The following is a 12,433-nucleotide window of genomic DNA, read 5'->3' as shown; positions in this document are numbered from 1 at the left end:
GAGACGATCTTCAGGGCTGAACGCGTTGGGGAGCGCGCACCCTAGAGCGGTTCGCATCGGAGCGGAACGCCCGGAGGTGCAATGCGGGGTTCCATCGCGGGCTCGCGCGTGAGGCCAGTGCGTGCGGCCTATGACAGCGTGGGCCGGTTTCGGGTTGGCAGACGCACGCCCGATCCGCTCGGCTTCCTGCGCGTGCCAGGCCGAGTCGCGAATCCCGGATCTCCGAATCTCGCCCTCATCCTGAGGTGCCGCAGCGCAGCGGAGGCCTCGAAGGAGCCCTCCAGTGACCGCTGCGCTGGCTGGAGCTCTCCTGCGAGGCCGCTGCGCGGCACCTCAGGATGAGGGCGAGGAGGGGAAGTCCCGAGTCGAACAGGCTCTCGGCGCCGAACCTTGGCCCAGATGGCGCGGATCTCCGCATCGGTGGCGCGATCGCCGCGCGCCTCGGCGGCCCCGGATTCGTCGAGTTCCGCCTCTTCCTCCGGGGTGAACCGGTAAACCGGGGCCTCGTCCCCCGCGAAGGCCAGCATGAGCCGCGCGCTCTCGTCCTGAAGGTCCGGGGACGGGTCGCGCCTTCGCCACCGCCTGCTCGAGCAGATCCGCCACGGTGCCGTCCGCGTGCCGTCCGACAACCGAAGCCCGGCAGCAGGATCCCCATTCCTGGTGGCGACGAAAGCCCTCAGAACGGGCTGACGGGGAAGAACCGCAGGTACAGCTCGGTGTACTTGCCGTCGTCCCAGACCCGCTGGAGCGCGTCGTCCAGCGCCCGGGAGAGGGCGGCGTCCTCCTGGCGGGTGATCAGGCCGATCCCCTCCCCGAAATAGCGGTTCTCGAGGTAGTCGCCGCCGGTGAGCGCGCAGCAACTCTCCGCGTCCTGGCCGCCGACGAACAGGGCGAGGTTGAGGCCGTCGGCGAACAGGTAGTCGATCTCGCCGCGCTTGAGCGCGCTCTCGGCCGCCGTGAGATCGGTGAAGTCCTTCGGTACGGCCTTCGGGAAGAACGCCTTGAGGTAGGCCGCGTGGGCGCTGCCGGCGATGACCCCGACGCTGCGGCCGGCGAGCGCCGCCGCGGAGGGGACCGGCAGGCCCTTGTCGGCCCGGGCCGCGAAGCGCGCCGGCCAGCGGAAATACGGCCGCGTCGCCAGGAATCGCGACCGCAGGGACGCGGTCAGCGGGATGGCGGCCGCGACCACGTCGCCCTGCTTGCCGTCGAGGGCGTCGAGCAGGGTGTCGAAGCGGCGCGCCTGCACCGTGCAGGTGATCGTCAGCTTCTCGCAGACCGCCCGGGCGAGCTCGACCACGAAGCCCGTCGGGTTGCCGTCGGGGCCGGCGAAGTGCAGCGGCGGGAACTCGTCGTCCGTGAGGAAGCGGACCGCCCGGCCGGTCTGCGGCGCCTCCACGCGCTCGCCCCGGCTGCGCGGGTTCCAGAAATCCGGGATCGTGACGGCGGGGGTGGCGGTGACGCCCGTGGCCGGCGCGGCCGGGGGCGCCGCGGCGGCGGCCGGCCCCGCGAGGAGCGCCGCGACCGCGGCCGCCGCGATCCGGGATGGGATGGCTGTCCTATCGCCTCTTGACGACGGGGACGGGGCGGTGCTCCTCTCGGAGCGCGGGGGCGGGGACTGGCTCACCCCCCTCCTCTACCACGTCCTCGGGCCGCCGGGGGAGCGCGCGGCGTGTCGTTCCAGCGCCCGCCCGCGGGGCCGGAGGGCCTGCCGCCGGAGATCGCCTTCCTGCTGGACGAGGGCGTCGATGCGCGGCTGCTGGCCCGGGCCGCCGCCGCGGCGGCCGCGGCCGGGACCGACGCGGCGACCGCGCTGATGAATGCCGGCCTGATCGCGGAATCGGCCTACTACGCGGCCCTGGCCCGGGCGCTCGGCGCCCCCTACCTCGACGGCCCGATCCCGTTCGGCCTGGGCCTGCGCTTCCCCGACAGCCTCGTGGCCGGCCTCGCGCCGCTGGCGCCGGGCGCGGTGGCGCCCTGGGTCCTGGCGCCCCGCGGGCGGGCGATCGCGGACCTCCTCGACGCCGCCGGCCGCGCCGCTGGCCACGCCGCCGTGCCGGCGATCACCAGCCCTACCCGCCTGCGCGAGGCCGTGTTCGCGTCCGTGCCCGGGCAGGTGGCGGATCACGCGGCGCACGACCTGCGGCGGCACGGCCCCGAGTGGGCGGCCGCCCCCGAGCCGGCCTTCCGCTGGCTGCTGGTCCTCGCCCTCGGCGGGACCGCCGCGCTCTGCCTGTGCGCGGCGCTGCCGGCCCCGCTGGCGCGCGCGGTGATGACGGCCGGGCAGGTCCTGTTCCTGGCCATGGCGACCCTGCGGATCGCGGCCCTCGCCATCGCGGCTCCGGTCGCCGCGGAGGCGGTGGTGCCCCTCGCCGAGGCCGACCTGCCGGTCTACACGATCCTCGTCCCCCTCCACCGCGAGGCGGCGGTGGTGCCGGACCTGCTCAGGGCGCTCTCCGCCCTCGACTATCCGGCCGCCAAGCTCGACATCAAGCTGCTGCTCGAGGCGGACGACGCGGAGACCGCCGCGGCCCTCCCCCGCGACACCCTCCCGGCCCGGTTCGAGGTGATCACGGTGCCGCCGGGCGGCCCGCGCACCAAGCCGCGGGCGCTCAACGCCGCGCTGCCGCTGGCTCGCGGCACCCTGATCACGGTCTACGACGCCGAGGACGTGCCCGATCCCGGGCAACTGCGGCTGGCGGCCGCCCTGTTCGCGCGCCTGCCCGCGCGGACCGCCTGCCTCCAGGGGCGGCTCGTGATCGACAATGCCGGCGATTCGCGCCTCGCCCGTGCCTTCGCCCTCGAATATGCCGGGCTGTTCGACGTGCTGAACCCGGCCTTCGCCCGCTGCGGCCTGCCGGTCCCGCTGGGCGGCACCTCGATGCACCTGCGCACCGACGTGGTGCGGGCTCTGCACGGCTGGGACGCCCACAACGTCACCGAGGACGCGGATCTCGGCCTGCGCCTCGCGCTGGCGGGCTACACCGTCGGCGACCTTCCCAGCCCGACCTTCGAGGAGGCGCCGGCCCGCCTCGGGCCCTGGCTCGGCCAGCGCACCCGCTGGCTTAAGGGCCTGGTCCAGACGAGCCTCACCCACGGGCGGCACCCGCTGGCCAACGCCCGCAGGCTCGGCGGCCTGGAGACGCTCTGCGCCGCCGCCCTGGTCCCCGGGACGGTGGTCTCGGCGCTGGCCTACCCGGCCTGCCTCGCCGCGGCGGCGTGGTCCTTCCTGGTCCGGGACATCCCGGCCGCCCCCGTCTTCCTGGACAACCTCTCCACGGGGCTCGCCATCACGCTGTTCGGGACGGGACTCGCCGCCCTGGTCCTGCCCGCCCTCGTCGGCTGCGCCCGGCGCGGCTGGGGGGACCTCGCCCGGTCGGTCCCGTGGATGCCGGTCTACTTCCTGCTGGTCAGCCTCGCCGCGTGGCTGGCGCTGATCGAGCTGGTCCGGGCGCCGCTGCGCTGGAACAAGACCCGGCACGGCCTCGCGCGGACCTCCCGCAGCGGCCGCCGGCGGCGGGCGTACCCTGCGACAGCCTGCGACACCGGGACGTGACCGGGCGGCAGCGGATGCGCGTCGGCTTGATCTGGATCAGTCGCGGGCCCGCGCCGGGCCGCTAGCTTGGCCAGCCGGCTCCCGCCCGCGCCGCGGGCGGCCGGTGATTCGCCTCGCGGTGGTCCAAGCGATGCCGGCCTATCACCTCCGACGCACCCTCGAGCACGCGGACGGCCGCTGCGGCCTCGCCTTCGCCAGCGACCGCCTGGAGGCGGACGACGCGGAGGCGGCGATCCGCCGCGCCCGCGACCTGTGCCGGACCGCCGCCAACATGCTCCTGACCGGGGCGGTGCTGACCGATTCCCTCGGCCGGATCCTGTGGTCGTTCACCCTGGCGCTGGCCCGGGAGCCGCTCTGCGTCCGGCCGACGAGCTGAGGGCCCCGACGGAACCCGCGCGGATCGGCGCGCCGTGCAACGCCCGCGGCCCGCGCGCCGTTGTCCCGCACGGGCGCGGCCCGGAGAGGCCGAGAGCGCGGCCGAGCGAGCTGCCGGGAGAGCTGCCATGAGCACGATCGCGATCCTGATCGGCACGCAGGCGGGGGCGCGCCTCCTGGCCGCCGCCTCCGAGCGGGAGGCGGCCCTCTCGGCCGAGGCCTTCCTGCTGCGCCTGCCCGTCCGCGCCCTCCCGGCGCCGCTCTGGGTGCAGTGCGCCGACCCGGCGGTCAGCGGCCGCCTCACCGGCTACCTGAACGGCCTGCAGGCCGAGCAGGTGCGCGAGCGCGACCCGAGCCGGGTCTGAGGACCGGCGCTGAGGACCGGCGATCCGCGAGACGCATTTCCCTGCGCCGCGCCGTGCGCTAACCCCGTCCGCATGAGCGAGACACGCGACGCGGGCCGGTCCGGGGCGAGCGGGGGGCGGGACGCCGATCCCGCCGCGGAGGCGCCCCTGGGCCGGCTCCTGCGCCTGATGGCGACCCTGCGCGATCCCGTCGCCGGCTGCCCCTGGGACGTGGCGCAGAGCTTCGCCACCATCGTGCCCTACACGATCGAGGAGGCCTACGAGGTCGCCGACGCGGTGGCGCGGGGGGACCTCGGCGACCTGCGCGACGAGCTCGGCGACCTGCTGCTCCAGGTGGTGTTCCACGCCCGCATGGCCGAGGAGCGGGGCGCCTTCGCGTTCGACGACGTGGCCCGCGCCATCGGCGACAAGCTGGTCCGGCGCCACCCCCACGTCTTCACCCCGGACGGCGCGCCCCTGCCTGCCGGCTCGCCCCTGCGCGACCCCGCGGCGGTCGAGGCCCAGTGGGCGGCGATCAAGGCGCAGGAGCGGGCGGCCCGGCAGGCGGAGCGGCGGGACGCGGGGCTCGCGCCGGACCCGGCGCCCGACCCCCTCGGCGGCGTCGCGCGGGCGCTGCCGGCCCTCGCCCGGGCGGAGAAGATCTCCCGGCGGGCGGCCGCCTACGGCTTCGACTGGGACGACGCCGCCCAGGTCGTCGACAAGGTCCGCGAGGAGACCGACGAGGTCGCCGAGGCCCTGGCGGCGGGCGACCCGGAGGCCCTGTCCGAGGAGATCGGCGACCTCCTGTTCTCGGTGGCGAACCTCGCGCGGCACGCCGGGATCGACCCGGAGACCGCCCTGCGCGACGGCACCGCCAAGTTCGAGCGGCGCTTCGCCGCCATGGCGCGGCATCTCGCGGCGTCCGGGGGCGCCCTCGGCCGCTCCGACCTCGCCGCCATGGAGGCGGCGTGGCAGGCGGCCAAGCGCGACGAGGCGGCGGGACAGGCGTAGCGGCGCTGTCAGGCCGCCCCGCCCCGCCCTGCCCGCTCGCGGCCCGAGATGCCGGCTCGTCGCGGCGGATCCGTCGGGCTCCGAAACGGTGATCCGACGCGTTGGCGTTCCGGCGGGCGGGCGTTAAACCCGTGCCATGTTCGACGACGCGGCCGCTCGGCGCTACCTCGCGGGACTGGCCCCCGTGGCGGCGGGGTCGGTGCGCTGGCTCATCTACGATCACGACCGGCAATGGGTCTCGGTCGTGGACGGCGATCTCGTGTCCCTGCGGCAGGATTGCCTGCACGTCCTCGGTGCCACCGAGGAGGCGGACGCCACCACGTCCCTCGTCGACGCGATCCGCGAGTTCCTCGCCGAAGGGACGGAGCGCACCCCGCAGATCGTCGCCCTCTCGTGCGCCGTGCTGATGCAGAGCGTCGGGGATCTCGACGCGGTCTTCGATCGGATCCGGTCCGGCGTCATGGCAACCCTCGTCTACGCCGAGGACGTCGTGGTCAGGCCCGTCGCCGGGTAGCGCGGATCGGCCCTCGCCCGGACGCGCCGCCCGACCGGGCCGGCTGCCTTCGCGGCTGTCTTCGCGGCTGTCTTCGCGGCTGCCTTCGCGGCGATCCCCGCGGCGATCCCCGCGGCGATCCTCCGCGGCGCCCCCGCGCGGCGAGGGCTCGACACGTCGCGGCGCGCGGATATGTTCCGCGCATGCGCTTCACCCTGCCCGTCCTCGCCGCCCTCGCCGTCACCGCCGCCCTGTCCCGGCCCGCCGCGGCCGAGACGATCCTCCAGGAGCGGTTCGGCTGCCACACCCAGGAGGTCACGGACCGCCTGTTCAAGCTGGTCATGGCGGGCGACGAGTCCGGGTTCGGCCAGCTGCTGCAGGGCAGCCTCGCCAGCGGCGAGTGCCGGTCGTTCAAGCCCGGCGAGGAGGTCCGGCTCGAGTCCCGGACGATGAGCTACGGCTGCCTCGCCCTGAAGGACACGCAGGATCGCTGCTACTGGACGCCGCTGAGCGCCATCGAGAAGACGAACTGACGGCGAACTGACGTCGCCCCCGGGGCCGCGGCGAACCGGCGCCCGGGGGCGCCGGCCCGCCCGCGCGGCCGGTCCGCGGTCAGGCGGCCTTCTTCCCCCGGCCCTTCGACGGCTCCGCGTCCGGCTCCGCCCCGCCCGGCTCGCCCGCGGCGTTGATCGACTCGGCGATCTTCGAGAGCAGCGCGTCGGTCCGCTTCTCCTCCTGCAGGGTCTCGTCCAGGAGCTCGGCGGCGTCCGCGTAGCCGAGCTGGGCCGCCCAGGTCTTCAGGGTGCCGTAGCGGGCGATCTCGTAGTGCTCCACCGCCTGGGCGCAGGCGGCCAGCACCGCGTCGGCGGCCGGGCTGTCGGCGAAGTCGTCGAGGTCCTCCTCCATCTCCGAGACGATGCCCTGCATCGCCTCGCAGGTCTTGGCCCGGGCCGGCTTGCCGATGATCTCGAAGACCTGCGTCAGGCGCTCCACCTGCTGGGCGCTCTCCTCGGCGTGGGTCTCGAAGGCCTGGCGCAGCTCGTCGTGCTCCGCCGCCTTGGCGGATTTCTTGAGGGCTTTCACCGACTGCTTCTCGGCGTAGTAGACGTCCTTCAGGGTCTCGTAGAAGGCGTCCTGCAGCGTCTTCTGCTTGGCCATTCGGTCTGTCTCCGCTGGGGTCCACACGCCGTGTTCGGCGGCGTCCTCCGGGGAACTCCGGTCCGGCCGGCCGTATCCGGGCGATATCTTCGCCCTGTGGAGGAACCTTTCGGGGCTCAGCCGCCCGCCCCGTCCGGGCGCGGCTTCCGGCTGCCCCGCGGCGCGCCGCCCGGCTTCGGGCGCAGGCGGTCGAGGACCGTTTCCAGGGCGCGCTCCACCGCGTCGCGGTCCGGCACGGTCTCCGGCACCGCGTCCGGCGGAGGCGGGGGCGATCGGCCCGGGTCGCGGCGCTTCGGCATGTCGTCCGCCCGTATCGCCGCCGGGCCGACCGGTCTTCCGGCCCGCGCGGCGGCTTCCGGCCGGTCAATCGGCCAGGATCCTGGGATCAAAGCCTGCCGGGATCCGGGGATCCCGGGATCCTGTGATCAAGGTTCGCGGATGGTTGCCGGCGCGTCGGGACCCGGACCTTTCGGCGGCCGTGCCGGATCACCGGAGATCTCGGTCGCGCCCTGTCCGGACCCGCGGCGGCCGCCGAACGGCCAGTCGATCAGGCCGCCGGCCCAGAGCGCCGCCCAGACGAAGACCGGCTGAAACGCGAGCCGCGGCCCGTGGTACCACCAGGAATCCGGGATGCCCTCGACGTGGACGTGCTCGAACGCGTGCTTGAGGTTCGCCGGGTAGACGCAGACCGCGTAGAGGGCGAGGCCGAGCGCGGCCGCCCGGCGGAACCGCCCGGTGAGGAGGCCGACCGCGCCCGCGATCTCGCACAGGCCGGTCGCCAGGATGACGAGCCGCGGCTGCGGCACCCAGTCGGGCATGAGCGGCAGCATCGCGTCGGTCGCCACGAGGTGGACCACGCCGATGAACCCGTAGATCGCCGCGAGCGCGTAGCGCAGCCGGCGCCGCCAAGTCTCGATTGACGCCTCGATCGCTCCCTCGATCGCTCCCTCGGTCACGCGACCGCGTCCTCCGTGACGCCGCAGGCCTGCGCCACGCGGGCGCGCAGGGCCGCCACGAGGCGGGTCACCGCCGGATGGCCGGCGCCCGGGCCGGCGCTCGGGAAGGCCGTGTCGCCGATGGCCGTCACGGGGGCCAGGAGCCGCAGGGAGTTGGTCAGGAACACGGCCTCCGCGCCGAGGAGATCGGGCAGGCCGAGCGACCGTTCCTCGGCCCGCAGCCCGCATCCGGCGGCGAGACCCAGCACCTCCGCCCGCACGATGCCGGCGAGCACGCCGTCCCCGAGCGGGGGCGTCACCAGATTGGCGCCGAACAGGGCGAAGAGATTGCCGGTGCCCGCGCAGGCGACGCGGCCCCGGGTGTTGCGGAACAGCGCCTCGTCGAACCCCGCGGCGGCGGCCTCGCGGGCGGCCAGCACCGCGTCGAGATAGCCCAGCGTCTTCAGGCGGGCGGCGGGGGAGGTGTCGTTGCGGGCGATGGCCGTCGGCCACAGGCGCAGGGGCGCGAAGGACGCGGCCCTGGCGCTCGCGGCCGCGGTGGCGAACAGGGTCGGGTTCGGCGCGTCCGGCGGCCTCAGGCCGCGCGGGCCGGAGCCGCGCGTCAGCGTGGTCCGGATCGCGAGCCGCTCCCCCTGACCCGCGAGGTCCCGCATGGCCGCACGGATCCGCTCGGGTTCGGCGGGGATCCCCAGCGTCTCCGCGGAGGCCACGAGCCGGGCGATATGGGCGTCCTCGAAGGCGACGCGGCCGCCGAGCGCCAGTGCGGTGTCGAACAGGCCGTCGCCGAGCGTCAGGCCGCGGTCGGTGTGGTCGAGCGGAGCCGTGGTTCCGAGCAGAAGCGCCCCGTCACGCCACAGCATCGCGGCGCCCCTCCGGCCTCTCCCGCCACGCGCGGGCGAGATCCAGGAAATTGGCGAACAGGGCGTGGCCGCCCTCGGTCAGGACCGATTCCGGGTGGAACTGGATGCCGTAGGTCGGGTGGGTCCGGTGCGACAGCGCCATCACCTCCCCCTCCTGCGAGACCGCGTCGACCGAGAGGTGCTTTTCCATGTCGGGGCCGGGATTCACGACCAGCGAGTGGTAGCGCCCGACCGGCATCGGCGCCGGGATTCCGGAAAACAGGCGCTCGCCGGTATGGGCGATCGGCGTCATCTGCCCGTGGAGGGGGCGCTGTGCCCGCGCGACCGTGCCGCCGAAGGCCGCGCCGATCGCCTGATGGCCGAGGCAGACGCCGAGGATCGGCACCGCGCCCGACAGGTCGCGGATCGCCGGCAGGGAGATCCCGGCCTCCGCGGGGGTGCAGGGCCCGGGCGAGACCACCAGGGCCTCCGGCTCCAGCGCCCGGATGCCGGGGACGTCCAGCGCGTCGTTGCGCACGACCCGGACCGTCTCGCCGAGCTCCTCCAGGTAACGGACGACGTTGAAGACGAACGAGTCGTAATTGTCGAGGACGAGGATCATGCGAAGGCCTCGAACACGCGGGCGGCCTTGGCCAGGGTCTCGTCGTATTCCGGGCCGGGCTCCGACAGCAGCGTCACCCCGCCCCCGGCCTGCAGGACCGCCTGCCGGTCGTCCATGAACACGGTGCGGATCGCGATCGACGTGTCGAGCGCCCCGTCGAAGCCGATCCGGCCGATGGCGCCGCAGTAGAGTTCCCGCGCGTCGCCCTCGATCTCCGTGATGATGTCCATGGCGCGGATCTTCGGCGCGCCCGTGATCGAGCCGCCCGGGAAGGTCCCTTCCAGGAGGTCGAGGGCGTCGAGCCCGTCGCGGAGGTCGCCGGTCACCACCGACACCAGATGGTGGACGTTGGCGTAGGTCTCCAGGCCGCACAGGGTCGGCACGGCGACGGTGCCCGGCCGGCAGACCCGCGACAGGTCGTTGCGCAGCAGGTCGACGATCATGACGTTCTCGGCCCGCTCCTTGACGCTGGCCTGGAGCGCCTCGGCCGCCGCCCGGTCGGCCGCCGGGTCGTCGAGGCGGCGGGCGGTGCCCTTGATCGGGCGCGTCTCCACGTGCCGCCCGTCGAGGCGGATGAACCGCTCCGGCGAGGACGAGGCGACGGTCAGGCCCTCCTGTTCCAGGTAGGCCCCGAAGGTCGCCGGGTTGGTCTCGCGCAGCCGCCGGTAGAGGGCGAACGGGTCGAAGCCGGCCGGCAGGTCGGCGACGAAGCGCTGGGCGATGTTGGCCTGGTAGATGTCGCCGGCCCGGATGTAGGCGCGGACCTTTTCGACTGCTTCTTCATAGCTTTGGCGGTCGAAGTTCGAGCGCCACGCGAGCGGCTGGGCCGGCCGGGCGGGGGCCGGGACCGGCGGCTCCGCGCCGCCGAGCAGGTCGGCGAAGCGGGCGAGCCGCGCCTCCGCGCGGGCCCGCCGCGCGTCCGGCGCGGTCTCGGGGAAACCCGTGGCGACGAGCCGGCCCGTGCCGGCGGCGTGGTCGACGACCAGCGCGGTGTCGTAGAGGTTCAGCGCGATGTCGTCGGTGAGCCCCGCCCGCCGGGCGGGCGGCGCCACCCGCTCCAGCGCCGCGCCGAGGTCGTAGGCGAGGTACCCGATCGCCCCGCCGGGGAACGGCTCCGGGCCTGCCTCGAGCCGGTAGGGTTCGAGGCAGGCCCGGAGCGCGGCCATCGGGCCGCCCGCCACCGGCCTCCCGTCGAGGGTCGCGCGCCCGTCGCGGTAGCGGAACCGCGCGAACGGGTCGGCGGCCACGATCGAGTGCCGCCCCAGCGGGTCGTGCCGCATGGCGCTGTCGAGGAAGGCGAGCCCGGGCAGGGCGCGCAGCCGGGCCGCCGCCGCGACGGGATCGATGAAGGGGATCTCTCGGGTCCACATGACCGGGTTCGGGGCCGTTATCCTCGGGCTGTGCGTCATCCGCTGCCGTCGCACAGGCGATGCCGCGGGGGAAGCGGCAGTTCCACGCAGGCCCCGCCGCCGCGCGCGGGCGGGCCGTGTCCGGGGCGCAGGGCCGCGCCGCCCAATCCTGATGTGGGGTCTGAGGAGCCGGCCGCAAAGCTTTGCCGTAGCGATAGGATCTTTGTCAGAGCTCAGGCTCGCGCGCAGGGCCGGGCACCCCTGCGGCGGCCGGCCTCGCGCGGAGGCGCGGGAGCCTGTATAGGAGCGCGACCCCGAATTCCTGGTCCCGCGCGCCGGGCGGCCGATCGCCCCGCCGGACTGTCCGACCCGAATGCCATGACCGCCACGCCCGCTCCCCGCGGCCCCGCTCCCGGCGCCGCCCCGAAAATCTCGTTCGTCTCGCTGGGCTGCCCGAAGGCGCTGGTCGATTCCGAGCGGATCCTCACCCACCTGCGCGCGGAGGGCTACGAGCTGGCCCGGCGGCACGACGGCGCCGACGTGGTGATCGTCAACACCTGCGGCTTCCTCGATTCCGCCAAGGCGGAGTCGCTCTCGGCCATCGGCGAGGCCATGGCGGAGAACGGCCGCGTCATCGTCACCGGCTGCATGGGCGCGCAGCCGGAGGAGATCCGCGAGAAGTACCCCGACCTCCTGGCGGTGACCGGGCCCCAGGCCTACGAGTCGGTGGTGGCGGCCGTCCACGAGGCGGTGCCGCCGGCCCACGACCCGTTCCTCGACCTCGTGCCGCCGCAGGGGATCAAGCTCACCCCGCGCCACTACGCCTACCTGAAGATCTCGGAGGGGTGCAGCAACCGCTGCAGCTTCTGCATCATCCCGAGCTTGCGCGGGAACCTCGTCAGCCGCCCCGCCGCCGACGTGCTGCGCGAGGCCGAGAAGCTGGTGAAGGCCGGCGTGAAGGAGCTGCTGGTCGTCAGCCAGGACACCAGCGCCTACGGCGTCGATATCCGCTACAGTGAGAGCCCGTGGCGCGACCGCCAGGTCCGCGCCAAGTTCTACGACCTCACCAAGGAACTCGGCGAGCTCGGCGCCTGGGTGCGGCTGCACTACGTCTACCCCTACCCGCACGTGGACGAGGTCATCCCGCTGATGGCCGAGGGCAAGGTGCTCCCCTACCTCGACATGCCGCTCCAGCACGCGAGCCCCTCCGTGCTCAAGCGCATGCGCCGCCCCGGCAACCAGGAGCGCCAGCTCGACCGGATCCGCAGCTGGCGGCAGACCTGCCCGGACCTCACGATCCGCTCGACCTTCATCGTCGGCTTCCCCGGCGAGACCGAGGCCGAGTTCGAGGAGCTGCTCGCTTGGCTGCAGGAGGCCAAGCTCGATCGGGTCGGCTGCTTCGAGTACGAGCCGGTGGCCGGCGCCACCGCCAACGCGCTGGGCGACCTCGTGCCGCCGGCGGTGAAGGCCGAGCGCAAGCGCCGGTTCATGGAGACCCAGAACGGCATCGCGCTCCGGCTGCAGCGGGCCAAGGTCGGTAAGCGGCTGCCCGTCATCGTCGATTCCGTCGAGGGCGGGGTGGCGCGGGGCCGGTCCAAGGCCGACGCACCGGAGATCGACGGGACCGTCCACGCCGCGTTCCGGCGCCCGGTGCGGGTCGGCGACATCGTCACGGTGAAGATCGACCGGGCCGAGGCCTACGACCTCTACGGCAGCGTCGCCTGACGGCAGGC

General features: G+C 74.6%; 14 protein-coding genes and 1 pseudogene. 7 read left to right on the top strand and 8 right to left on the bottom strand.

The features are described 5' to 3' along the window. Positions 1 to 389 precede the first annotated feature (389 nt). Together BM314_RS30975 and BM314_RS12435 are read right to left on the bottom strand one after the other, a co-directional pair. Positions 390 to 603 (bottom strand): annotated as a pseudogene (locus BM314_RS30975) (hypothetical protein); the annotation flags it as partial. 73 nt (positions 604 to 676) lie between these two features. Further along, positions 677 to 1,624 (bottom strand): transporter substrate-binding domain-containing protein, encoded by a 948-nt coding sequence (locus BM314_RS12435; protein ID WP_042672727.1) that lies wholly within the window; start codon positions 1,622 to 1,624, stop codon positions 677 to 679. A 45-nt stretch (positions 1,625 to 1,669) separates the two neighbouring features. Here BM314_RS12435 and BM314_RS12430 point away from each other — a divergent pair, with 45 nt between their 5' ends. The 6 genes from BM314_RS12430 (at position 1,670) to BM314_RS12405 (ending at position 6,309) form a co-directional block, all read left to right on the top strand. Beyond that, positions 1,670 to 3,553 (top strand): glycosyltransferase family 2 protein, encoded by a 1,884-nt coding sequence (locus tag BM314_RS12430; protein WP_091978301.1) that lies wholly within the window; start codon positions 1,670 to 1,672, stop codon positions 3,551 to 3,553. Between the two features lie 130 nt (positions 3,554 to 3,683). Continuing rightward, positions 3,684 to 3,929, top strand: coding sequence for a hypothetical protein (locus tag BM314_RS12425; protein ID WP_042672728.1), 246 nt, complete (start codon positions 3,684 to 3,686; stop codon positions 3,927 to 3,929). 127 nt (positions 3,930 to 4,056) lie between these two features. Beyond that, positions 4,057 to 4,293: a hypothetical protein gene (locus BM314_RS12420; RefSeq protein ID WP_020093304.1), complete on the top strand. Its 237-nt coding sequence runs from the start codon at positions 4,057 to 4,059 to the stop codon at positions 4,291 to 4,293. A gap of 72 nt (positions 4,294 to 4,365) precedes the next feature. Then, entirely contained in the window at positions 4,366 to 5,283 is a 918-nt protein-coding gene (gene mazG, locus BM314_RS12415; RefSeq protein ID WP_091677476.1) for a nucleoside triphosphate pyrophosphohydrolase, read from the top strand. A 136-nt stretch (positions 5,284 to 5,419) separates the two neighbouring features. Next, complete coding sequence (locus tag BM314_RS12410) at positions 5,420 to 5,797, top strand: hypothetical protein (protein WP_091978300.1); 378 nt, start codon at positions 5,420 to 5,422, stop codon at positions 5,795 to 5,797. A gap of 182 nt (positions 5,798 to 5,979) precedes the next feature. After that, a complete protein-coding gene (locus BM314_RS12405; RefSeq protein ID WP_091677480.1) occupies positions 5,980 to 6,309 on the top strand; it encodes a hypothetical protein in 330 nt (109 codons plus the stop codon). 79 nt (positions 6,310 to 6,388) lie between these two features. On the opposite strand, the gene BM314_RS12400 is transcribed toward BM314_RS12405, so the two are convergent. The 6 genes from BM314_RS12400 to pabB form a co-directional block, all read right to left on the bottom strand. Then, entirely contained in the window at positions 6,389 to 6,934 is a 546-nt protein-coding gene (locus tag BM314_RS12400; RefSeq protein WP_091677482.1) for a YciE/YciF ferroxidase family protein, read from the bottom strand. 116 nt (positions 6,935 to 7,050) lie between these two features. After that, a complete protein-coding gene (locus tag BM314_RS12395; RefSeq protein WP_026604943.1) occupies positions 7,051 to 7,233 on the bottom strand; it encodes a hypothetical protein in 183 nt (60 codons plus the stop codon). Between the two features lie 126 nt (positions 7,234 to 7,359). Then, complete coding sequence (locus BM314_RS12390; RefSeq protein ID WP_085986781.1) at positions 7,360 to 7,851, bottom strand: DoxX family protein; 492 nt, start codon at positions 7,849 to 7,851, stop codon at positions 7,360 to 7,362. A gap of 35 nt (positions 7,852 to 7,886) precedes the next feature. Further along, complete coding sequence (locus tag BM314_RS12385; protein WP_091978299.1) at positions 7,887 to 8,750, bottom strand: aminotransferase class IV; 864 nt, start codon at positions 8,748 to 8,750, stop codon at positions 7,887 to 7,889. Beyond that, positions 8,737 to 9,351 carry an anthranilate synthase component II gene (locus BM314_RS12380; protein WP_091978298.1) on the bottom strand — a complete coding sequence of 205 codons (615 nt, stop codon included), beginning with the start codon at positions 9,349 to 9,351 and terminating at the stop codon, positions 8,737 to 8,739. Before BM314_RS12380 ends, BM314_RS12385 begins: the two co-directional genes overlap by 14 nt. Next, the gene (pabB, locus tag BM314_RS12375; RefSeq protein WP_091978297.1) at positions 9,348 to 10,721 is read right to left on the bottom strand and encodes an aminodeoxychorismate synthase component I; all 1,374 of its coding nucleotides are present in this window, start codon (positions 10,719 to 10,721) and stop codon (positions 9,348 to 9,350) included. The genes BM314_RS12380 and pabB overlap by 4 nt, the downstream gene beginning before the upstream one ends. Positions 10,722 to 11,078: 357 nt before the next feature. Here pabB and rimO point away from each other — a divergent pair, with 357 nt between their 5' ends. Beyond that, entirely contained in the window at positions 11,079 to 12,425 is a 1,347-nt protein-coding gene (rimO, locus tag BM314_RS12370; RefSeq protein WP_091978296.1) for a 30S ribosomal protein S12 methylthiotransferase RimO, read from the top strand. Positions 12,426 to 12,433 lie beyond the last annotated feature (8 nt).

This window comes from Methylobacterium sp. 13MFTsu3.1M2 (assembly GCF_900112625.1).
GTDB lineage: Bacteria > Pseudomonadota > Alphaproteobacteria > Rhizobiales > Beijerinckiaceae > Methylobacterium.
This window is presented reverse-complemented; position numbering and strand designations above follow the sequence as displayed.

Excerpts from the sequence above, each read along its gene's own strand:
- BM314_RS12425 (WP_042672728.1), top strand. The coding sequence starts at position 3,684 with ATGCCGGCCTATCACCTCCGACGCACCCTCGAGCACGCGGACGGCCGC.
- BM314_RS12420 (WP_020093304.1), top strand. The coding sequence starts at position 4,057 with ATGAGCACGATCGCGATCCTGATCGGCACGCAGGCGGGGGCGCGCCTC.
- mazG (WP_091677476.1), top strand. The coding sequence starts at position 4,366 with ATGAGCGAGACACGCGACGCGGGCCGGTCCGGGGCGAGCGGGGGGCGG.
- BM314_RS12410 (WP_091978300.1), top strand. The coding sequence starts at position 5,420 with ATGTTCGACGACGCGGCCGCTCGGCGCTACCTCGCGGGACTGGCCCCC.
- BM314_RS12405 (WP_091677480.1), top strand. The coding sequence starts at position 5,980 with ATGCGCTTCACCCTGCCCGTCCTCGCCGCCCTCGCCGTCACCGCCGCC.
- BM314_RS12400 (WP_091677482.1), bottom strand. The coding sequence starts at position 6,934 with ATGGCCAAGCAGAAGACGCTGCAGGACGCCTTCTACGAGACCCTGAAG.
- BM314_RS12395 (WP_026604943.1), bottom strand. The coding sequence starts at position 7,233 with ATGCCGAAGCGCCGCGACCCGGGCCGATCGCCCCCGCCTCCGCCGGAC.
- BM314_RS12385 (WP_091978299.1), bottom strand. The coding sequence starts at position 8,750 with ATGCTGTGGCGTGACGGGGCGCTTCTGCTCGGAACCACGGCTCCGCTC.
- BM314_RS12380 (WP_091978298.1), bottom strand. The coding sequence starts at position 9,351 with ATGATCCTCGTCCTCGACAATTACGACTCGTTCGTCTTCAACGTCGTC.
- pabB (WP_091978297.1), bottom strand. The coding sequence starts at position 10,721 with ATGTGGACCCGAGAGATCCCCTTCATCGATCCCGTCGCGGCGGCGGCC.
- rimO (WP_091978296.1), top strand. The coding sequence starts at position 11,079 with ATGACCGCCACGCCCGCTCCCCGCGGCCCCGCTCCCGGCGCCGCCCCG.